The organism is Flavobacterium sp. LK-23 (assembly GCF_058135255.1).
Genome location: NZ_JBYUVT010000011.1, coordinates 139,063 through 160,481 on the forward strand (window position 1 = coordinate 139,063; position 21,419 = coordinate 160,481).

At 33.8% G+C, this 21,419-nt stretch carries 19 protein-coding genes; 3 read left to right on the forward strand and 16 right to left on the reverse strand.

Annotated features, from left to right (window positions below; genetic code table 11):
• Positions 1 to 38: 38 nt before the first annotated feature.
• The 3 genes from gmk to AC3Y25_RS16570 form a co-directional block, all read right to left on the reverse strand.
• On the reverse strand, positions 39 to 611 hold the full coding sequence (gene gmk / locus AC3Y25_RS16560) for a guanylate kinase (RefSeq protein ID WP_250834881.1): 573 nt from the start codon (positions 609 to 611) through the stop codon (positions 39 to 41).
• A gap of 69 nt (positions 612 to 680) precedes the next feature.
• A complete protein-coding gene (locus AC3Y25_RS16565; RefSeq protein WP_095928434.1) occupies positions 681 to 1,541 on the reverse strand; it encodes a YicC/YloC family endoribonuclease in 861 nt (286 codons plus the stop codon).
• 95 nt (positions 1,542 to 1,636) lie between these two features.
• Positions 1,637 to 1,984 carry an arsenate reductase family protein gene (locus AC3Y25_RS16570; RefSeq protein WP_095928433.1) on the reverse strand — a complete coding sequence of 116 codons (348 nt, stop codon included), beginning with the start codon at positions 1,982 to 1,984 and terminating at the stop codon, positions 1,637 to 1,639.
• Between the two features lie 79 nt (positions 1,985 to 2,063).
• Between AC3Y25_RS16570 and AC3Y25_RS16575 the strand changes: the two genes are divergently transcribed.
• The gene (locus AC3Y25_RS16575) at positions 2,064 to 2,519 is read left to right on the forward strand and encodes a DinB family protein (protein WP_250834882.1); all 456 of its coding nucleotides are present in this window, start codon (positions 2,064 to 2,066) and stop codon (positions 2,517 to 2,519) included.
• Positions 2,520 to 2,548: 29 nt separating this feature from the next.
• Here AC3Y25_RS16575 and AC3Y25_RS16580 read toward each other — a convergent pair whose 3' ends face one another.
• The 13 genes from AC3Y25_RS16580 to uvrC form a co-directional block, all read right to left on the reverse strand.
• On the reverse strand, positions 2,549 to 3,037 hold the full coding sequence (locus AC3Y25_RS16580; RefSeq protein WP_250834883.1) for a septal ring lytic transglycosylase RlpA family protein: 489 nt from the start codon (positions 3,035 to 3,037) through the stop codon (positions 2,549 to 2,551).
• Positions 3,038 to 3,128: 91 nt separating this feature from the next.
• Positions 3,129 to 3,551 carry a hypothetical protein gene (locus tag AC3Y25_RS16585; protein WP_489903494.1) on the reverse strand — a complete coding sequence of 141 codons (423 nt, stop codon included), beginning with the start codon at positions 3,549 to 3,551 and terminating at the stop codon, positions 3,129 to 3,131.
• A 108-nt stretch (positions 3,552 to 3,659) separates the two neighbouring features.
• Entirely contained in the window at positions 3,660 to 6,398 is a 2,739-nt protein-coding gene (locus AC3Y25_RS16590) for a TonB-dependent receptor (RefSeq protein WP_320494316.1), read from the reverse strand.
• Positions 6,399 to 6,719: 321 nt separating this feature from the next.
• On the reverse strand, positions 6,720 to 8,363 hold the full coding sequence (gene pgi, locus AC3Y25_RS16595; protein ID WP_427875492.1) for a glucose-6-phosphate isomerase: 1,644 nt from the start codon (positions 8,361 to 8,363) through the stop codon (positions 6,720 to 6,722).
• 114 nt (positions 8,364 to 8,477) lie between these two features.
• Positions 8,478 to 8,810 (reverse strand): hypothetical protein, encoded by a 333-nt coding sequence (locus AC3Y25_RS16600; RefSeq protein WP_489903495.1) that lies wholly within the window; start codon positions 8,808 to 8,810, stop codon positions 8,478 to 8,480.
• Between the two features lie 28 nt (positions 8,811 to 8,838).
• Complete coding sequence (locus AC3Y25_RS16605) at positions 8,839 to 9,459, reverse strand: hypothetical protein (protein ID WP_489903496.1); 621 nt, start codon at positions 9,457 to 9,459, stop codon at positions 8,839 to 8,841.
• Positions 9,460 to 9,492: 33 nt separating this feature from the next.
• Positions 9,493 to 10,713 carry a M23 family metallopeptidase gene (locus AC3Y25_RS16610; protein WP_250834890.1) on the reverse strand — a complete coding sequence of 407 codons (1,221 nt, stop codon included), beginning with the start codon at positions 10,711 to 10,713 and terminating at the stop codon, positions 9,493 to 9,495.
• A gap of 26 nt (positions 10,714 to 10,739) precedes the next feature.
• Positions 10,740 to 11,681 carry a tryptophan 2,3-dioxygenase family protein gene (locus AC3Y25_RS16615; RefSeq protein ID WP_489903497.1) on the reverse strand — a complete coding sequence of 314 codons (942 nt, stop codon included), beginning with the start codon at positions 11,679 to 11,681 and terminating at the stop codon, positions 10,740 to 10,742.
• Positions 11,681 to 12,451, reverse strand: a complete 771-nt coding sequence (locus AC3Y25_RS16620) for a DUF3108 domain-containing protein (RefSeq protein WP_489903498.1) — start codon at positions 12,449 to 12,451, stop codon at positions 11,681 to 11,683. Before AC3Y25_RS16620 ends, AC3Y25_RS16615 begins: the two co-directional genes overlap by 1 nt.
• Positions 12,452 to 12,748: 297 nt before the next feature.
• A complete protein-coding gene (gene hppD, locus AC3Y25_RS16625; protein WP_489903499.1) occupies positions 12,749 to 13,909 on the reverse strand; it encodes a 4-hydroxyphenylpyruvate dioxygenase in 1,161 nt (386 codons plus the stop codon).
• 174 nt (positions 13,910 to 14,083) lie between these two features.
• Positions 14,084 to 15,241 (reverse strand): homogentisate 1,2-dioxygenase, encoded by a 1,158-nt coding sequence (locus tag AC3Y25_RS16630; RefSeq protein ID WP_489903500.1) that lies wholly within the window; start codon positions 15,239 to 15,241, stop codon positions 14,084 to 14,086.
• Between the two features lie 317 nt (positions 15,242 to 15,558).
• On the reverse strand, positions 15,559 to 17,829 hold the full coding sequence (locus AC3Y25_RS16635; protein WP_489903501.1) for a patatin-like phospholipase family protein: 2,271 nt from the start codon (positions 17,827 to 17,829) through the stop codon (positions 15,559 to 15,561).
• A 7-nt stretch (positions 17,830 to 17,836) separates the two neighbouring features.
• Positions 17,837 to 19,630, reverse strand: a complete 1,794-nt coding sequence (uvrC, locus tag AC3Y25_RS16640; RefSeq protein WP_489903502.1) for an excinuclease ABC subunit UvrC — start codon at positions 19,628 to 19,630, stop codon at positions 17,837 to 17,839.
• A 137-nt stretch (positions 19,631 to 19,767) separates the two neighbouring features.
• On the opposite strand from uvrC, the gene AC3Y25_RS16645 reads away from it, so the two are divergent.
• Both AC3Y25_RS16645 and AC3Y25_RS16650 read left to right on the forward strand, forming a co-directional pair.
• Entirely contained in the window at positions 19,768 to 20,745 is a 978-nt protein-coding gene (locus tag AC3Y25_RS16645; protein ID WP_095928419.1) for a succinylglutamate desuccinylase/aspartoacylase family protein, read from the forward strand.
• A complete protein-coding gene (locus tag AC3Y25_RS16650; RefSeq protein WP_427875483.1) occupies positions 20,732 to 21,301 on the forward strand; it encodes a 5-formyltetrahydrofolate cyclo-ligase in 570 nt (189 codons plus the stop codon). The genes AC3Y25_RS16645 and AC3Y25_RS16650 overlap by 14 nt, the downstream gene beginning before the upstream one ends.
• Positions 21,302 to 21,419: the final 118 nt, after the last annotated feature.

Sequence of the window (21,419 nt, forward strand, 5' to 3'; positions counted from 1 at the left end):
CTCTGTGTTTTTTTGTTGTGTATCTCTGTGGAATAAAATTACTTGTTTATGAAATCTTTTACCAGTTGATGTGCTTCTTCAAGAGCAACTGATAAATCATAGTTTTTGATAATCACGTCGAACTGAGGCGCTGTTGCCAATTCTACAGAAGCTTTTGCGATACGCATATTGATTTTGTCTTCGCTTTCTGTAGAACGTTGTTTTAATCGACGTTTTAATTCGTCAACACTTGGAGGTTTAACAAAAACAGCCAAAGTTTCTTCTGGAAATTTGTGTTTAATACGAAGGCCACCAACCACGTCAATATCAAAAATGACATTTTTTCCTAAAGCCCAGATTCTTTCAATTTCCGATTTTAAAGTGCCGTAGAAGTTGTCGCGATATACTTCTTCCCATTCCAAGAAATCTTCAGCTTTAATGTGTTTTTTGAATTCTTCCAACGAAATAAAATAATAATCCTTTCCGTCTACTTCTTCACCACGTGGCGCACGTGACGCTGCCGAAATCGAAAATTCAAGATTTAAATCTTCCTGACCTAATAAATGTTTTACGATAGTTGTTTTTCCTGATCCAGACGGTGCCGAAAAAACAATTAATTTTCCTTTGTTCATTGTGTATGCTTTAGGCTTTAAGCAATATGCTCTAAGCTTGATATTTGTGTGGTATTTATGCTCTAAGCTTTAAAGCACATTCAAGACCTGTTCTTTAATCTTCTCCAATTCATCCTTCATCATCACAACCAATTTCTGCATTTGAGCATGATTGGATTTAGATCCCATTGTATTAATTTCGCGTCCCATTTCCTGAGTGATAAAGCCAAGTTTTCGTCCATTAGCTTCAGTTCCATTAAGGGTTTCTATAAAGTAATCTAAATGATTGCCTAAACGGACTTTTTCTTCAGTAATGTCTAATTTCTCTAAATAATAGATTAATTCCTGCTCAAAACGGTTTTCATCAACATTAACCTGTAATTCTGAAATTGCAGTCTGCAAACGATCTTTAATTGCTTGTACGCGTTCTGGATCAAGTGCCAAGGTATCATTCATGAATTGGCGAATGTTCCCAATTCTTAAATTGAATTCTTTTTCAAGAGATTCACCTTCGTCTTTACGGAAGTTTAAAATGTTTTGAAGTGCCTCATCAATAATAACCTGAATCTGCTCCCAGTCATTCTCATCAATTTCTTCGCGTTCTGTTTTTAATGTGTCAGGCATACGAACCGCCATTTTCATTAATTCAGTTTCATCAGCATTTGGATTTACTTCTTTTAACTGCGCAATATAATTTTTTACGACAGGTACATTTACTTTAGTTGAAGTTTGTTCTGCAGTACTTTCTACATAGATTGCAAAATCAATTTTTCCTCTTTCCAATTTAGTCGAAATAAGAGTTCGCAATCCAAGTTCCATCTCACGGTAAACCGATGGCATTCTTACATTTAAATCTAAACCTTTAGAGTTTAGAGATTTTACTTCAACGGTGATTTTTTTTGTAGGCAATTGCAAAGAAGCTTTGCCAAACCCTGTCATAGATTGTATCATATAATTGAGTATAAAGGCGCAAAGATAAATAAAAGTTTGATGTGTTACGTTGTAAATTGTGAATCAGTTTTATAGATCAAAATTTGCGGTTATTCTTACGTTAGTGCATTTATAACTTCGGCTACATTTTTTTGGCTGTTACCGATGTAAATTTTTCCGTCAATAATAAAAACCGGACGGCTTAAGAAAGTGTAATGCTCTAAAATGTATTTTTTAAAATCGGCTTCAGTCAAAGATTTTTCTTTTAACCCCATTGACTTATACAATTGAGCCTTTTTGCTAAATAACGCTTCATAACTTCCAGAAAGTTTATACATTTCTTCCAGTTGTTCTTCTGTAATGGGATCTTGTCTAATGTCTTGAAAAACTAGATTGTTTTCTGGAAGACTTTTAATGATTTTACGACAAGTATCACAGGATGCTAAGTAATATATTTTGTTCATTATTTATGAATTTGTTAGAATGCAAAGAAAATCCATTTGAAGCTTAAAAATGATTAATTTTAGAAAAAAAAATAAAATTATGAGTTCAGTTTTTGATGTGCAGAAAACTATTAGAGAAATTCTTTTGAAAATCTTAGACAGTCATTCGTTAGAGCAATTAAACAAAGTTCCAGATGGTTTTAGCAACAATATTATTTGGAATATAGGTCATTGTATTTCGTCGCAGCAGGTTTTGGTTTATAAATTATCGGGCCTTCCAACAATGGTTTCTGAAGATTTCATTAACAAATACAGAAAAGGAACCAAACCAGAAGGGGATGTTTCTCAAGCTGAAGTTGATGAGATTCGAACATTGCTTTCTACAACATTAGAAAAAACAAAAAATGATTTTGAGAGCGGACTTTTTGTTGATTACCACGAATATACTACTAGTATCGGTTTCACGCTTCGTCATGTTCAAGGAGCCTTAGATTTTAATAATTACCACGAAGGGCTTCATAGTGGAATTGCAATGGCCATAAGAAAATTGGTTTAAAAAAAGTCCCGCTTTAAGCGGGACTTTTTTTATTCAATTATGGTTTCAATGGTAACCTTCATAGCTCCGGCACCTTTATGTTTTGTAATGTCCATAAAAGCTCGTTTAGACAAATCGATTTCGCGGGTTTTTACAAAAGGTCCGCGATCTGTAATTTTTACGATAACGAATTTGCCATTGGCTTCATTGGTTACTTTAACTCTTGTTCCAAAAGGAAGTTTTTTGTGAGCTGCAGTATAGCTGTTGTTGTTAAATCTACTTCCATTAGCGGTTCTTTTTCCGTTAAAACGATCTGCGTAGTAGGAAGCATGAGCGTTTTTCTTGTATGGTCTCAGTTTTAAACCTTTGTCTGTAAAAACAGAATCCGGCAACGGAATAATAGCTGGTTTTACATTTTTAACAGTATCTTGAATGATTTTAGGTTCTGTTGTAGGTTTGGTTTGGCTTATGACATACGTAAAGCCGCTAATTAAGGTTAAAGCGATTGTGGCGAATAAAATGTTCTTTTTATTTCTCATGGGTTATTCTTTTTCAGACTTGGGGGGAGTTTGTACAAATAATATGCCGAGATAAAAAAAGCCCTGATTAAGGGCTTTTAATTGGTATTTTTTAGAACCAAAGGCTCCATGGAATTCTACTTAAAATAAGCAATAATCCTAATCCGTAAAAAATAGCAAAGGTTTTAAATTTAGCTTCGCTATTGATTAATTTTTTATGTTTAGACCATCCGATAGTAATCAAGATGATAGCAATAATATTAATTAGAGGGTGTTCTAATGATGTTAATCTTAATTCTGCATTTGACATTTGACCTAATACAGCAAAGCCTCTCGCAGAAACAAAATATAAGATTAAACCAATCAATAATTGAGTGTGTGTGCCAATTAAAGCAAATAAAGCGATTTTACGATCCTTACCAGTAAATTCTTTTTTTGAAGTTACTCCGATGATAGCGTTAACCACTGCAATTACTAAAAGAAGCAATGCTAAGTACGCCCAGCCAGAGTGAAATTTTTGTAGAAAATTATACATAAACTGTGTTTTTTGTTTAAAAACAAATATAACAAAAAAGGCTATAAAAAAACGGCATTAAACTTAAAAGTCAATGCCGTTTTTATTATTTATTTAGATTCTAAATTCTTAGAAATCGTAACGTAATGCGAAGTTCCAAGTTCTACCGAAACCAAAGTATACTTGGTTTGTAGTAGCAATACCTTTGTAAGTTGTAACAGTAGGAACATCAGCAGCAAATATATTTGTTTTTGCTTCAGCAATGTAAGTGTAATCAAAAAGGTTGTTTACATTTAATCTGAAACCTACTGAGTTGCTTTTGTTTCTACCTACTAACAGTTTGTATGATAAACCAGCATCAGCAGTACCGTAAGATGGTAATTGTAATGCACCTCTGTTATCTTCTTTAGTAAAGTTTCCTGGAGAGATAGCAGCATACAATTTGTCAACATAGTTGTAGTTTGCATCTACAGTAAAACGAGGTAAGATTTCATAAGTTGCTCCTAAAGCAGCAGTTGTTTGAGCAGCATCACCAACTCTTACACCGTCAAGGAATAATGTTGAACCAGTTCCGATTTGATTGTTAGCTGAATCGTAACGGTTACTTGTACTTGTTCCTTCATATTTCCAATCTCCAAGAGATAGCATACCTGTAATAGTAAGTTTGTCAAGAACTTTAGCAGTACCATCAATCTCAATACCTGAGTGGATTTCTGTAATTCCAGCGAAATCAAAGTAACCACCTGGGTTATCAGCAGCACCATCATTAGATCTTTGGTATCTGTCTTTCCAAGAAGTTCTGTATAAGTTTACGTTTGCAGTAAATTTACTTGTACGTAAACCATATCCAGCTTCAACAGCAAAGATTTTTTCGTTTGTTAAGTTACCAGCTACAATTGAACTGTTGTTTGGGTAAACTGCATTAAAGAATGGTTGTTTTGAGTAGTATCCTGAGTTAACAAAAACATTATGGTGCTCGTTGATGTTGTAGTTAACACCACCTTTTACGTTACCACCTAAGATGTTTTCGTAATCTGTACTTGCTAATGGAGTTCCAGCTGCATATTTGAAATAGTCAACTCTTTTGAATCCTTGTTGAGAAAGTGCACCTTGAACGAATGCAGTAAATTTATCAGAAGTATACTCTAATTGAGTAAATCCTCCATACCATCTTACGTCACCGTCATTGTTGAAGTTGATTTTTTCTTCTTTGTCAGTGCTTTTGAATACATTCCAAGCTGGGTATGTAGAATATGTTCCGTATAAAACTCTATTTGGGTTGTTTACATCAAAATTGTCAGCGAATGCATCTGCTCCTAGAAGGTTATTTACGTTTTGGTAGTGAAGACCTTTGTATCCTCTTACATCAACTCCTAAATCCCAAGTTAAATTTTCTGTGAATTTTTTGTTGAAGTTAACAATTGCACCATACCAGTTGTGAGAGTTAACAGATGAAATTTGAGAAATACCATTTGTAGTATTGTTTCCAGTAAGTGAAGTATTTTGGTATTGACCAGTCGTACCTGTTGTTGTACGAGTAGAAGCAGCTCCATTGATCATTACCGTTTCACCTGAGTTGTAAGCTACGATTTTATCATAATCCACTAAACCATCTGCTGTTCTAAATGCAGCGTTAGCATAATTTAATCCTTTAATAAATCCAGTTCCTCTAGATCCTCCTCCACGTCCGAAAGAAGCGTAAGCTACAGCAGATAATTTAGATGTTTCATTAATTTGGAAATCATAGTTTAATGAAGTAACAGGTTTGTGGTAGTAGTTTCTTACCATGTTGAAAGCCTGACCATCTTTGTATCCCCAATCAGAGTTATATCTAATGTTTGGATCAGATACTGAACCATATTGTTGATACTGTGCTATAGTGATGAATGTAGATCTTTGATCGTGCCATTGTGGAGCACCAGTAACTGTAAATTGGAAATCGTGTTTGTTGTTTTTTGTAGTATAACCAAGAGCTACATAGTAGTTATCTCCGTTAAATTGAGTTCCATCTACATATCCGTCACCTTGAGTGTGGCTGTATAATACAGAAGCAGAGAATCCGCTATCTAATTTTCCTGTGTTGTAAGCAACGTTAGATTTGAAGAAATTATCGTTACCAAAAGAAGTACCAACTGTACCACCTTGTTTTAAATCTGAAGCTTTAGTTACGTAGTTCATAGTACCTCCAACAGAAGCAATAGCTAATTTAGAAGAACCTAAACCTCTTTGTACTTGAATGAAAGAAGTAACGTCAGATAAACCTGCCCAGTTACTCCAGTAAACAGCACCATTTTCCATGTCGTTAACTGGCATACCGTTAACCATTACCGCAACGTTGTTTTGGCTAAATCCACGAATTGTGATTCTAGAATCTCCAAATCCTCCACCAGATTTAGTTACGTAAACAGATGGAGTGCTTTTTAACATTTCAGGAAGTTCTTGGTTTCCTAGTTTTGCCTGAATTTCAGAAGCTTTAATTGTTGATACTGCAACAGGAGTTTTTCTGTCTTTTGCAATATCTACTGTGCTACTTTTAACTACGATCTCGCTCAATTCGTTTGAGTTAGAAACCAAAGTGATAGTTCCTAAGTTTGTAGTTGCGCCGTTAGACACATTAAATTTCACAGTTTGGTTGTCATAACCTAAGAAAGAGATAACAATCTCTCCTGTGCTTGATGTTGAAGTAAGAGTAAATTTACCATCAAAATCTGTTGAAGTTGCTGTAGTAGATCCTTTGATCACTACATTTGCTCCTGGTAATCCACCTGTTCCGTCGGTAATTTTACCAGTAACTTTTCCTTGAGAAAATACGGTTGAAACTATCATAAAGAATAGTCCGGTCAGTAACCAATTTTTCATTTTCTTCATTTTGTTATTGAGTTTATTGTTTTTGGCAAAATTATAACAAATAACTCAGATAATGTTATCGAAATGTTAAGAAAAACAAGTTTTGCTTTTTGTGCTGCGCATTAAAATGAATTTTTCTCTTTTTATTAAAAAAAATATTGATTTGTTGAATTTATGTAATGCTTTTTTGTTAAAACTGTAATTATTTGGATGGTCAAGCAATGTTAAAAATGTAAATTAGCGGATTTTTCTGTCTTTTGTCGGAATTTTATACAAAAAACGTCCTAATTTTACTAGTAATTAGGACGTTTCAAAAGTTATAGAATACTTAAGACAATGTTTCTATTTGTTTTTTAAGAAATGATTTAACAAAAATGAAGTCGAACTGTCGTGATTTTTAACAGTCTTAGAATTAATCTCGTCTAAGATTGAGTTTGCTAATTGCTTGCCTAATTCAACTCCCCATTGATCAAAACTAAAGATGTTCCAGATCACACCTTGAACAAATATTTTGTGCTCATATAATGCGATTAAAGATCCTAAGCTTTTTGGAGTAAGTTTTTGAATTAGAATTGTATTGGTTGGTTTGTTTCCTGTAAAAACTTTAAACGGTAACAAATATGATGCTTTTTCAGCTGCAAGTCCTTGTTTGTCAAATTCTGCTTGAACTTGGGCTGGAGTTTTACCATTCATTAAAGCTTCTGTTTGAGCAAAGAAATTAGACATCAATTTATCGTGGTGATCTTCATTGCCATAAAGAGGTTTTACAAATCCAATAAAGTCTGTTGGAATTCTTTTTGTTCCTTGGTGAATTAATTGGAAGAAAGCGTGTTGTGAATTTGTTCCTGGCTCTCCCCAAATAATTGTTCCGGTTTGGTAATTAACAGGTTTGCCATCACGACCAACACTTTTTCCATTGCTTTCCATAAAAGCTTGCTGTAAATAAGGAGCAAGTTTGTGTAAATATTGTGTATATGGAATCAAAGCTTCGCTTTCAGCACCATAAAAATTATTGTACCAAACGCTTAATAAAGCCAAAATAACCGGAATGTTTTCGTCGAATTCTGCCGATTTGAAATGCTCGTCCATTTCATTTGCTCCAACTAATAATTGATTGTAATTGTCAAAACCAATTGCTAATGCGATGCTCAAACCAACTGCGCTCCAAAGAGAAAATCTTCCTCCAACCCAGTCCCACATTGGGAAAACGTTGTCCGGATTAATTCCGAATTCTGTTACATTTTTAATGTTTGTAGAAACCGCTGCAAAGTGTTTCGCAATATCTTCCTGAGTAGCCGATTTCAAAAACCATTCCTTAATAGTTTCTGAATTCGAAAGTGTTTCCTGAGTAGTAAAAGTTTTAGAAACAATCACGAAAAGTGTCGTTTCAGGATTTAGTTTTTTGATAACTTCATTTACGTGGTCACCGTCAACATTTGAAACGAAATGTGTGTTTAGGTGATTTTTATAAAATTGTAAAGCTTCAACCGCCATTACTGGACCAAGATCAGAACCTCCAATACCAATATTTACAACATCGGTAAAAGCTTTTCCAGTATATCCTTTTCTTTGCCCAGAGATTACTTCTTCTGTAAAGTTTTTGATTTTATTTTTTACTTCGTAAACTTCTGGAATTACATTTTCTCCATCAACCTTAATGACTGCCGATTCTGGAGCACGTAATGCCGTATGTAAAACAGCGCGATTTTCTGTCTGATTGATTAATTCTCCTCCAAAATATTGTGCGATTGCATCTTTCAGTCCGATCGAGTTTGCCAATTCTAATAAAAGAGAAACAGTTTCCTGACTAATATTGTTCTTTGAATAATCTACTAAAAAATCATTCCATTGTAAATTGAATTTTTCAGCACGGGCACTATCTTGTTGAAACAATTCTTGTATTGTGGTTTCGTGAATTGCGTTATAGTGGTTTTGTAGATTTTTCCACGCTTCAGTCCCAGTTGGGTTTGTTGTGTTTAAAGCCATTTTTTATCTATAATTGAGTTTGTTTTCTGAAACACAAAAATACTGAAATAACTTTTAAAAGGGGAACGGTTTGCGATTATATAACAATTAGTTACGAAAACGTTTTATGAATTATCACTTTTGATTTTTAGAAATTATAATGATAGCTCCATCGTTTTCCTTTTCGTTATAAATTATACGGCTGCTGTTTTTGTTTATAAAGTCTAAAGTAATGATGTCAAGTTTTTTAAGTGGCAATAAGATGGTGTCTTGTTTTTTATTGTATTTAAATGGAATTCCGTTTATTACGATCAGTGGCGATTCTCCGATCAAATCTTTTTCGAAGGCAGTGCTAACTAGTTGCTGTACAAAATATATGCTTTCTTCTTTTTCATTTAAAATAAAAACTTTTGGATTGGAGCATCCTACGGCTAATAATGATAAAAATATCAGAAAGGATTTTTGCATGAATAAATAAGAGTTTAAGAGATATTTTTTACCAGAATTTCCACCAAGGCTTTTTATTAATTTCTATAATTTTCTTCGAGACATCAACATCTATTCTTTTTGGAGATTCGGTTTTAATTTTAGAATCGTCAAAAAATAATTTTCCGCTTTCGTCCATTCCGAGAGGAGATTTTGTTCTTTCTTTCCATTCTTCGGTTTGCAATTCTAAAACGAAAGGTAAATCGATTTTTTCGCGAAAGCGTTTTTGAGCTTTTTCTATAATTTCTTCCTCTAAGTTTGAAGATGAATTTTTAAAAAGCGAAATTGAATTGTCTGGAATATTCAAAAGAAAAATTTGAGTTTTATCGCCAATTTTCTGAATATCCAAAACTTTAAAATAAGAAATAGAATCTAATAGAAAATGTCCAATTTTTGCTGAATCAGGATTAAATTTTGATAAATCTTTTACATGCGAACTGGCAATCAAATATCTAAGATTGCTCGAAAGTCCTCCGCCAATCGAACTCATATCAGTAAAACCTTTTTCTTGAATAATCTGTCCGACTTTATAATTTAAAATTATATTTTCAGGAAGATTTGTGTCTCTGTAAAATAATTTTAAACCAGAAAAAGTTTCATGATACATGGCTTTAAGGCGTTCATTTTTCATGGCTTTAAAACAAAAAGATTATAAAATGGGTTATTACAGATTCCCAATGCTATCCAATTCTCTTTTTAAAGGCTCAATCTGTTTCATGAAACGAGTTCTGTCGTTTCCTGTCAAAGATTCTCCAGTTGGAAGATTCAGTCTAAGAGCATCTACTTGTACTCCATTTTTCCAAAAACGGTAACAAACGTGAGGACCAGAAGCTAGACCTGTACTTCCTACCAAACCAATTGTCTGACCTTGAGTAACGCGTTGTCCGCGGCGAACCAAGATTTTAGACATATGTAAATATTGGGTAGAATAGGTTCCGTTGTGTTTTACTTTTACAAAGTTTCCGTTTCCTGCAGTATATCCTGTAGCTTCAACAACTCCAGATGCGGTTGTAGAAATTGGTGTTCCTGTTGGAGCGGCGTAATCTGTTCCTTTATGCGCTTTCCAAGTGTGCTGTACCGGATGATATCTATTCATAGTGAATCTTGAAGTGATTCGGCTAAATTTAATTGGCGTTTTTAAGAAGAAGTTTTTAAGTGTTTTTCCTTCATCATCATAATATTCAACTTTACCAGAAGTGGTGTCTCTTGCAAAAGGGAAGGCGTAAATGATTTTGCCTTTATATTCAAAAAATGCAGCCTCAAGATCTTCAACGCCATCATACGTCTTTCCGTTGATAAATCTTTCAGTGAAAATTAATCCGTAACGATCTCCTTTTTTAAGTTTAAAAAAGTCAATAGACCAAGAAAATACTTTTGTGATTCTGCTGGCCAAAGCTGTTTCAACACTTTCGTTTCCTAAAGTTTCAGATAATGAACTTTTAAGAACGCCACCAATCATTTTTCTTTTTAGAGAAACAGGTTTTATTTTTTTATATGCTTTTGCAATGCTATCTCTTAAATCAATAACATAATAACTTAAGGCGTCTGGCTGATAAACAAAAACTTGAAGATTATTCGTTTTGTTTTTAGAACGAAGTAAAGTAAAGGGTTTGCCGTAACGAATACTTCTGACATTGAACGAATCTTTTACCTGTTCTACAATATCATGTACTTTTTTGTCTCCAATATTTTGACTTTGAAGTATAGAGCCAAAAGAATCTCCTTTTGAAATAGTATCATTAACAACATTAAAGTCTGCGTAATTAAAACCGAATTCTATTTTTTTGGTTGCTGGTTTAGTAATTTTTGTTTCTACTTTTTCTTCTGCTTTTTTACATGAAAAAATAGAAAACAAGACAATTAAAATTACGACTGCTTTTTTCAAACTTTTAATATTTTTTTGTGGTGAAATTAAACTTCGGTTTCATTTCCCCAATTGGACAATTCTTCTTCGGTCCACAATTTAGGAAAAAAGATGCGTCTTTGGTATTTTGGGTGCATATATTTTTGCCAATCACTTCCTCCAGTAGCTTCTCCGTTACCTTTTCCGCTTTCCAAAATGTATTTTCTAGCCGTATTAAGGTGTTGCATTACCCAAGTAATGTTTACCGTTTTGTCGTAATGGCGCATTGCTGCGATTAGTTCTGTATTTTGTTGGTCTTCAATAGGTAATTGGATGAATTTTTGCCAAAGATTTTTGGTTTTAAAAGAAGCCATTTGTCTTAAGAACTGCTCTTTGTACTTTTTCTCAAACTCATTTAGCAAATATGATTTTTCGCCAGTATGATAATCTTTTCCGGCAGCTTGCCAATAAAGATGTTCAAAGCTAGTTTCTAAATCGGTATTTTCGTCAAAGTTTGCTTTGTATCTGCGGTCTGTTAAATTGATCACATCAGTAGAAGCAAATTCGATCATTCTATATTGAGCGCTCTGGAATCCGCTGGCTGGAGTAAGCGTATTTCTAAATTTCATGTATTGATCTACTTCCATACCATTTTCCATAATACTGAAAGAGTTGGTAAGCATGTCAAAATATCTTGTGATTCTTGATAGTCTTTCGCTAAAAAAATCAACTTGAATATTTTCTGTTTCGGCAATCTGATCAATTTCCCACAGAATCATTTTAAAAATCAATTCGTTTACCTGATGATACATTATAAATACCATTTCGTCAGGAAGTGTGGTGCGTTGAATTTGCAGATTCAAAAGAGCATCGGTCTGAATATAATCCCAATATGTGATGGGTTTAGCCCAAAGCAATCCTTCTAATTGAACATTAGTTTTTTGATTTATGGCTTGAAATTTAAGATCAATTTCTTTTAAAAGTGCTTCAGAATTATCTGTAGGGTTCATTATTTTTTTACTTTAAGTGGACTTTTTAATCCTTTATAATCATCAAGATCTGCCTTAAGCGATCCGACGGCCAAATCTGCTTTAATTCTTATGGGAACTTTGTTTGCATCATCTGTTATCCAGAGTGTTAAGCTCTCTTTTTCTTTAAATACTCTACCTGTTTGTACCAATGGCTTAAAGACCATTGTAGAAACGGTTCCAAATTTAGTCGTAATATCTTGACGGCCTACAAATTTTAACTTAAATTTTGTGATTTCTTCATCAAAAAACATATCGATTGTAATGGCTTCGCCAGATTTAAGTTTATCGATATTGGGATGGTTTCTCAAAAAGTAAAATGCCGACACAATATCTTGTACATCTTCCGATACTAGAATCGTTTTTTCTGATTTTCTTTTATAGTCTTTTACTAAAACTCTATTTTCTGCTTGATTGAAAAAACCTTCTTGATTTTTGGTGTAGCCACCTTCGTCAATTTTTCTAACATAACGATAGGGTTTTCCTGTTTCTTTGTCGAAATAACTTTCGTATAAATCTTCTACTTTAAAGAAAAATTTAGACATTCCAGTTGTGTAACCTTTTCCAACAGAGTGATATACCTTTTTGTTGTTTATCGTGGCATCTTTAACTTCAAGAGTAGCATAGCCCGCATTTACAATTCCGTAATGTATTCTAAATTTGAAATATTCTCCAGTATCGAAGGCATCTTCTTTTTGAGGCGCAAATGAGAGTGTTGTTAGTGCTAATATAGTGAGGAAGAGCTTTTTCATAGTACATTCTTTACATTTTATTATAAAGATAGACAAATGCAAATTCTATTCCAAATGTACCAAAACAAAAAAACTCAGTCAAAAATGACTGAGTTTTTATGCTATTAACTAACCAAAAAACTATAAATTATGAAATTTATATCAATTCGGAAGGAAACCACCCCTTCCTGATTTGCGGTGCAAAGATAGATAGAAAGTTCAAAAATAAAATAGCAAAAGTCAAGTTTAACATAACATTTGCAAAAAAAGCATCGTTTTTTGGCGAATTATGTGGTTTTGTGCATCAAAATTAACATTTTATAGCGTTCCTCTCAATTCTTGCTCTCTTTCGATAGACTCAAAAAGGGCTTTAAAGTTACCCGCACCGAACCCTTTTGCCCCCATTCTTTGAATAATTTCGAAGAAAAGCGTCGGTCTGTCTTGAACTGGCTTTGTAAAAATCTGTAAAAGGTAACCATCTTCGTCGGCATCGACCATGATCGCTAATTTTTCGATTTCGCTCAAATCCTCTTTCATCATGTCCATATGAACACCCAATCTTTCAGGAATTGCTTCGTAATATGCGTGTGGAGGAGCCGATAAAAATTCAACACCACGTGCTCTAAGTTGTGAAACCGTTTTAATAATATCGTCTGTAGCAATGGCAATGTGTTGAATTCCAGGTCCTCCGTAAAAATCTAAATATTCTTCAATCTGCGATTTTTTCTTTCCTTCTGCAGGTTCGTTGATTGGAAATTTAATTCTTCCGTTTCCGTTAGACATTACTTTACTCATCAAAGCAGAATACTCTGTAGTAATTTGTTTGTCATCAAAAGATAGGAAGTTTACAAATCCCATTACTTCTTCGTAGAATTTTACCCAAGTATTCATTTCGTTCCAGCCTACATTTCCAACCATGTGGTCAATGTATTTTAATCCAGTTGATTCTGGGTTAAAGTCAGATTTCCATTCTTTATAACCTGGCAAGAAAACACCATTATAATTTTTTCTTTCTACAAAAATGTGAACTGTCTCTCCGTAAGTGTAAATTCCAGAACGAACCACTTGTCCAAATTCATCTTCTTCAACCGTTGGTTCCATAAAAGAACGGGCACCACGCTTCATGGTTTCTTCGTAAGATTTTGTAGCGTCTTCAACCCAAAGAGCAGCCACTTTTACACCATCACCATGTTTTTTCAAATGTTCGTTTATTGGAGAATCTGCTGTTAAAGGCGTAGTCAAAACAATTCTAATTTTATCTTGTTTCAAAACATAAGAGGCTCTGTCTTTTACTCCAGTTTCTAATCCAGCGTAAGCTAATGACTGATATCCGAATGCAGATTTATAATAATGAGCTGCTTGTTTGGCATTTCCCACATAAAATTCTACATAATCTGTTCCTAATAATGGAAGGAAATCTTGTGCTCCTTCAAATATTTTCTCTAATCCGTATTCTACTGATTTTACTTCTTTTGACATGATGTTTATTTGTTTAATCGGTTAATCGTTTAATTGATTTTTCCGAAATGTTGTGTTTAAAATTTGTTTTTTTTACCGCAAAGGCGCTAAGTAAATCGCAAGGTTCGCAAAGTTTTTTATAGCGATCTTTGCGTAAAATCCTTGCGAACTTTGCGGTTAGATCGAAAGTGAAATTTATTCAACCCAAGATTTATAGTACTGTCCATCATCAAGCCCCATAGCCTCTTCAGTAACCATTAATGGGCGGAACGTATCCACCATAACGGCTAATTCCTGAGTTTCTTTATGACCAATACTTCGTTCCATTGCGCCTGGCGCTGGTCCGTGCGGAATTCCTTTTGGGTGTAAAGTAATATGACCTTGCTCAATATTGTTGCGACTCATAAAATCGCCATCTACATAATATAGAACTTCGTCAGAATCTATATTGCTGTGATTGTATGGCGCCGGAATGGCTTTCGGATGATAATCATAAAGTCTTGGGCAGAATGAACAAACGACAAAAGTTGCCGTTTCAAAAGTTTGATGTACCGGAGGCGGTTGGTGAACACGCCCGGTTATAGGTTCGAAATTATGAATTGAAAATCCGTATGGGAAATTGTAGCCGTCCCAGCCTACAACGTCAAACGGATGTGTGGCATAAACCACTTCATGAATCATTCCTTCCTTTTTGATTTTAATTAAAAAATCGCCTTTTTCGTCATGAGTTTCCAATTCGCTAGGCAAAATAAAATCACGCTCACAAAATGGAGAATGTTCTAAATGCTGTCCAGATTGGTTTTTATAACGTTTTGGAGTATAAAAAGGAGAATAAGATTCTACATAAAATAATCGGTTGTCTTCTGTTTCGAAATCGATCTGATAAATAATACCGCGCGGAATAATTAAATAATCGCCATATTCAAACGGAATATTTCCTAACATGGTTCTTAACTTTCCTTTTCCTCTATGAATGAAAAGCATTTCATCGGCATCGGCATTTTTATAAAAATAATTACGAAGCGATTCTTTCGGCGCAGCCAAACCAATAATACAGTCTTTATTGACAAGCATTGCTTTTCGGCTGTCCAGAAAATCATTTTCGGGTTTTAATTCAAAACCTTTAAAAAGAAGCGATTTTATATTTTTTCCGATTGCAATTTTAGGTTCAACCGAATAAGAGTTTAAAATTTCTTTAACCTGAGTTGGTCTGTGTACGTGATAAGATAGCGACGAATGCCCGTGAAAACCTTCGGTTCCGAACAATTGTTCATAGTAAAAACCTCCGTTTGGTTTTTCAAATTGGGTGTGTCGCTTTTGCGGAAATTCTCCGAGTTTGTGATATAATGGCATGGCTTTTCAATTAGATAATTAGTAAATTAGATAATTCGAAAATTTGAATTGCAGAGTGAATAATCAGTTCAATTTTTCCAATTGACTAATTATCTCAATTCGATAGAAGCATTATTCTGGATTTCTCTTAATAAGAAATTGAAGATACTCTAATAAACCTGTCCAATTTGTTTTCATTATAACAAATGTCGTAATTTTTTCGGAGTAAAAATAAAAATTATATTATTTATAACTATAAAATAACTTAGTTTTTTTGATTTAATTTTTATGATGTAAAAAAATACACTGTTTTTATTGAAGTATTCTCGGTTATAATACTAAAATTGAAACCCGATGCTAAACCACGTAAAGCTTTTTGACATTTCTGGAGACCAAGATTGTTTTACTTCGATAGGTCCAATTATGGTTTCTAAACCATAACCAATGGCATATCCTGTATACTTTGGCATAGAAACCCAATCTACAGAAGAAAAAATATCATCTCCTAAGTTGGCAAAATTTGCTGATACATTGATGTGATTTTTTTTGAAGATTTCGTAATCAATATTAATATCAGTTTTAATATAACTGTTGCCGGCAATGCTTAGAAAATCGTATCCGTAGAAATAATTAAAATTGTTTATTTTGTTGTAGCCATAACCACCAAATATAAAATCAAAAAACGGAACACTGTCGCTGCCAATATTAAAACCAGCATCGGCTCCAAACTTTATAGTTGCTTTTCTAAATAGCGGTCTAACAACTGATATTTCGGCTTTCGCAATCGAGAAAGGTTTAAATTGCTTTGTATAATCTGATGATGCCATATAGGTTTGCAGATCTGTAGAAAAATATAATCCAGAACTTGGGTAATATTTTTCATCTAGCGAATCGTATTTTAAATAGGCAAAAGCACTAAAATAATTGCTTTTTTCAATTATGTTATCTTCGTTGGTAAGTGTTGGGGAGTTAATTTTTAGATACTTATATTCTAATCCACCGCCCATTAAAAATTTCTGGACAAAAATAGTCTGAAAATAAGCCTGATTGGTTATATCCATGAAGTCAACATTAATAAGGTTGAAATTTGGATTCTCTTTAAGAACGCCACTCAAACTAGTCGTTACATTTCGATTAAATTGATTTAGTCTCGAACGGAAGCCAAAACTGATGTTAAAACCATTTTCGACATAATAATTAAAATCATATCTAAAATTATCACCCAAAATGATATCCAAAGAAGTAACGTCGTTTTTTAAAAAGGTCTTTTTATGAGTTAGGTTTAATAAAACCGCACTTTTGTAAAGACCATCATAATGAAGTCCAAGTTTTAGATAAGTCTGCGTTGGATTTTCTCTTAAAACCAAATCCAAATCGTCCTTATCGCCATCTGGCTGAAGGCAATAGGAGATAGTGCTAAAGTTTTGTGTTGCATTTAAGTTGTTTATCCCAGCTTTAAGTCCATCATAAGTTATGGTGCTTCCTGGTTTAAAACGAAGTTTACCGCGAATATATTCTTTGGTGTAATTATCTAATTTATCAGTATTTATGTCTTGAATATGAAGTGTGTCTGTTTCAACTTTTAATTTTGGCTTTTTGTAAAAGTGGTTTTCATCACTCAAAGTTTTGATTTTTTCATAAACCGCAAAAGCGGCTTCTTCTCCTTTTCTAATGATTTCTTCTCCTCGGTCAAACGAAATAACTCCAAAATCACGAATATCGGGTCTGATGTAAACATCTGTGTCCTTTATCTTGCTTTTCATTTTTTCGATGGATTGCAGATTTGTAATCTGAACCAAGATTCGTGTGGCGTTTTTTAGATTTTTTCTTTTCAGCAAATCGTCTTGAACATCTACGCCAATAATAATATCAGCGCCGAGATTGCGAACTTCTTGTATGGGATAATTATTGACTACGCCACCATCAACCAACAAATTTCCGTCAATTTCAACTGGTGTAAATAGGGAAGGGAAAGCCGAACTCGCCATCATGGCCTGAACCAGATTTCCTTTATTTAGCAAAACTTCTTCACCTGTTTCAATGTTAGTTCCAATACATAAAAAAGGAGTTGGCAGTTTGTTGAAATCCCGAACGTGACGTACATTTCTAGTTAAACTGCTTAATAAATTATAATTGTACATTCCTTTTGAAAGTGCTTCTGGAATGCCGACTCTGAAGTTACTGAAAGGCAAGACAATCGCATATAACTCGTCATTCTTCTTGCCATAAAAATTCTTAGAAGAACGCGGTATATAATCGTTTATTAATTCGTCGAAGTTGGTTTGTTTGAAAATAGAATCGATTTGAGAAGCATTGTAACCAGAAGCATAAAGTCCGCCAATTACAGATCCCATACTGGTTCCGCCAATATAGTCAATTTTGATTCCGGCTTCTTCCAAAACTTTCAAAACTCCAATATGTGCAAAACCTTTGGCGCCGCCGCCACTTAAAACTAATCCTATTTTGGGTCTTTTAACACTATCTTTTTTTGTTTCCTGCGAAAATGATTTTGACGAAAACAAAAAGGTCAGCAATAAAACAAATGAGAATGCGTACGAAGAAGCTCCTTTGAAACAAATTTTTGAAATGTACAGTTGGAATGAACGCATAAAAACTTTAATTGGTTTTGTAAAAGTCGACAATTTTTTTGGCTTTAGAAACACCTATAACGTCTGAAATTTCTTTTTCTGTAGCCAATTTTAATCTTTTAACACTTTTAAAATGTTGGATTAATGTTGTCATAGTTTTTTCGCCAATTCCAGGAATGCTTTCAACAGAAGAATTAAGTGCCGATTTGCTTCGCTTGTCTCTGTGAAAAGTAATTCCAAATCGGTGCGCTTCGTTTCGTAACTGTTGAATCACTTTTAAGGTTTCTGATTTTTTGTCTAAATATAATGGAATCGAATCGCCTGGATAAAAAAGTTCTTCCAAACGTTTTGCAATTCCGATAATGGCAATTTTACCGCGTAAACCTAATTCATCAATACTTTTTAAAGCCGATGATAATTGTCCTTTTCCACCGTCAATGATTATTAGCTGAGGCAAAGGCTGATTTTCGTCTAATAATCTTTTGTAACGGCGATAAACAATTTCGGTCATCGAAGCAAAATCGTCGGGGCCTTCAACAGTTTTAACGTTAAAATGGCGATAATCTTTTTTGCTTGGTTTTCCGTCTTTAAAAACCACGCAGGCCGCAACAGGATTTGTTCCCTGAATGTTCGAGTTATCAAAACATTCTATATGTCTTGGTTCAACAGGAAGACGTAAATCTTTCTGCATCTGCGCCATAATTCTGTTCACATGACGATCTGGATCTACAATCTGTAATTGCTTTAATTGTTCGATTCGATAAAATTTAGCATTTCGAATTGACAAATCTAAAATCTGTTTTTTATCTCCAAGCTGAGGAACAGTTATTTTAATGTTTTCGCCCAAATCCATTTCAAAAGGAACAATGATTTCTTTTGATAATAGCTGAAAACGCTCGCGAAGTTCTATAATCGCCAATTCTAATAATTCTTCATCACTTTCATCCAGCTTTTTCTTCATTTCTAAAGTGTGCGAACGAATAATTGAACCATGAGAAATCTGAAGGAAGTTGACATAAGCCGCACTTTCGTCAGAAATAATAGAGAAAACATCAATATTGGTAATCTTCGGATTGATAATGGTAGATCTGGATTGATAATTCTCTAAAACTTCAATCTTTTCTTTTATTTTTTGCGCTTCTTCAAACTGTAAATTCTGCGCATAAGTGTTCATCAGTTTCTTGAAATCCTTTAAACTTTCTTTGAAATTTCCTTTCAAGATTTCGCGAATCGCATTAACCTGTCTTTGGTATTCCTCCAATGGCTCCAAACCTTCGCAAGGACCTTTGCAATTGCCAATATGATATTCCAGACAAACTTTAAATTTTCCTGAATTAATATTAGATGCGCTCAAGTCATAATTGCAAGTTCGCAGCGGATATAATTCTTTTATTAAATCTAAAATAGTATGTACTGTTTTGAAACTGGTGTAGGGACCAAAATATTCAGAGCCGTCCTTGACCATGTTTCGAGTTGAAAATATTCTCGAAAAAGGTTCTTTTTTGATGCAGATCCAAGGATACGTTTTGTCATCACGCAAAAGTACGTTGTATCGCGGCTGTAGGGTTTTAATTAAATTATTTTCTAATAAAAGCGCATCGGTTTCGGTTGGAACTACGATGTGTTTTATCGTTACGATTTTTTTTACCAGTACATTTGTCTTGGCAGTATCGTGAATTTTATTGAAATATGAAGAAACCCTTTTTTTTAAATTTTTAGCTTTGCCGACATATAAGATTTTCCCATCTTTATCATAATACTGATAGACGCCAGGATTGTCTGGTAAAGTTAAAATTTGAAGATCTAAGGCTGGTTTTTGCATTCTTTTTTATGTGTGAAGATACTCGAAAAGCTTTTTTCAAAAACCATTCCGATTTCCAAATGAAGCTTAACATTGAATTAGTTTCAAATTTACAAAATCAAAAGAATAATTTCTATATTTAGATTTTATAATTCTACATGAAAAATAGTACTCCATTGGTTATTTTTGGCGAATCGATTTTGCCGGGAGAACACAGAACGATAAACGTCGAAATTGCTCGGCTTCATACTACAACAAAACTTAATATTCCTGTTATTGTTCGTCGTTCCAAGAACGAAGGTCCGACTGTTTTATTTTCTGCCGGAATACACGGAGACGAAATTAACGGTGTCGAAATTGTTCGTCAGATTATCAGTAAAAAAATCAACAGACCTGCACGCGGTACTATAATCTGCATTCCGGTGATTAACATGTATGGTTTTGTGAATAAATCTCGCGAGTTTCCGGATGGGCGCGACTTGAATCGTGTTTTTCCAGGAAGCAAAAAAGGTTCGCTTGCCAGCCGATTTGCTTATCATATTGTCGAAGAAATTTTGCCAATCTTAGATTATGCAGTCGATTTTCATGCGGGCGGAGCAAGCCGATTTAACGCGCCACAAATTAGAATCACAGAAAACAATCCTGAACTGAAAGTTTTGGCCGATATTTTTAATGCGCCATTTACACTTTATTCTAAAAATATAAATGGTTCTTTTAGAAAAACCTCTGAAAGTGCCAATGTAAAAATGCTTCTTTTTGAAGGAGGAAAATCTTTAGATATCAATAATGAAATTGCAAATCAAGGTGTTTTGGGAACAAAACGTTTGCTCCATTATTTAGGAATGTTAGATTCTAAACAAATTATGGAACCCGCCTTAACACCTTCAATTTATATTAAACAATCGGTTTGGCTTCGAGCAAAATGTTCGGGTTTGCTTCATGATTTTAACTTGATCGGAAAATTTGTAACCAAAGGTACTATTTTGGCGATTATTACAGACCCGTTCGGGAAGTTTGAACAAAAAATCAAAGCGCCGCACGATGGTTATGTAATCAATGCCAATCATTCGCCAATTGTTTATGAAGGCGATGCTATTTATCATTTATCTAAAACTCCAGACAATGCCGACGAGTAAAAAAGAACTCCGAATAGAATATAAAAATTTCCGTAAAGCACTTTCTTTTGATGAAGTAGAAGAGAAGAGTTTGGCAATTGCAAACCAATTGATTCAAATGCCGATTTGGGATAAAATTTATTATCATGTTTTTCTTCCAATTGAAGAGCATAAAGAAGTTAATACGGAATTTGTTCTGCATTTGCTTTCTGGAAAAGACAAAGAAATCCTGATTTCTAAAAGTGATTTCGAAACCAGAAAAATGACTCATTTTCTTTTAACGGATAATACTAAAATCAAAAAGAACGAATACAACATTCCGGAACCTGTTGATGGAATTGAAGTTCCATCTTCTAAAGTTGAAGTTGTTTTTGTACCACTTTTAGCTTTTGATGTTTTTGGAAACAGAATTGGTTACGGAAAAGGTTTTTATGATAAATTCCTTGCCGAATGCAAACCCGAAACCTTAAAAATTGGACTTTCATTTTTTGAAGCTGTAAACCAGATTGATGATGTTTTTGAATCGGATATCAAGTTGGACTATTGCGTAACGCCAGAGAAGATTTATCAGTTTTAATTTAATTGCAAAAAAAATAATGCCACAGATTAAAGGATTATAAAAGATTAATCCATTTAATCATTTTAATCTGTGGCAAAAAAACACACATTTAATTTTTTATACCCCATTTTATTGT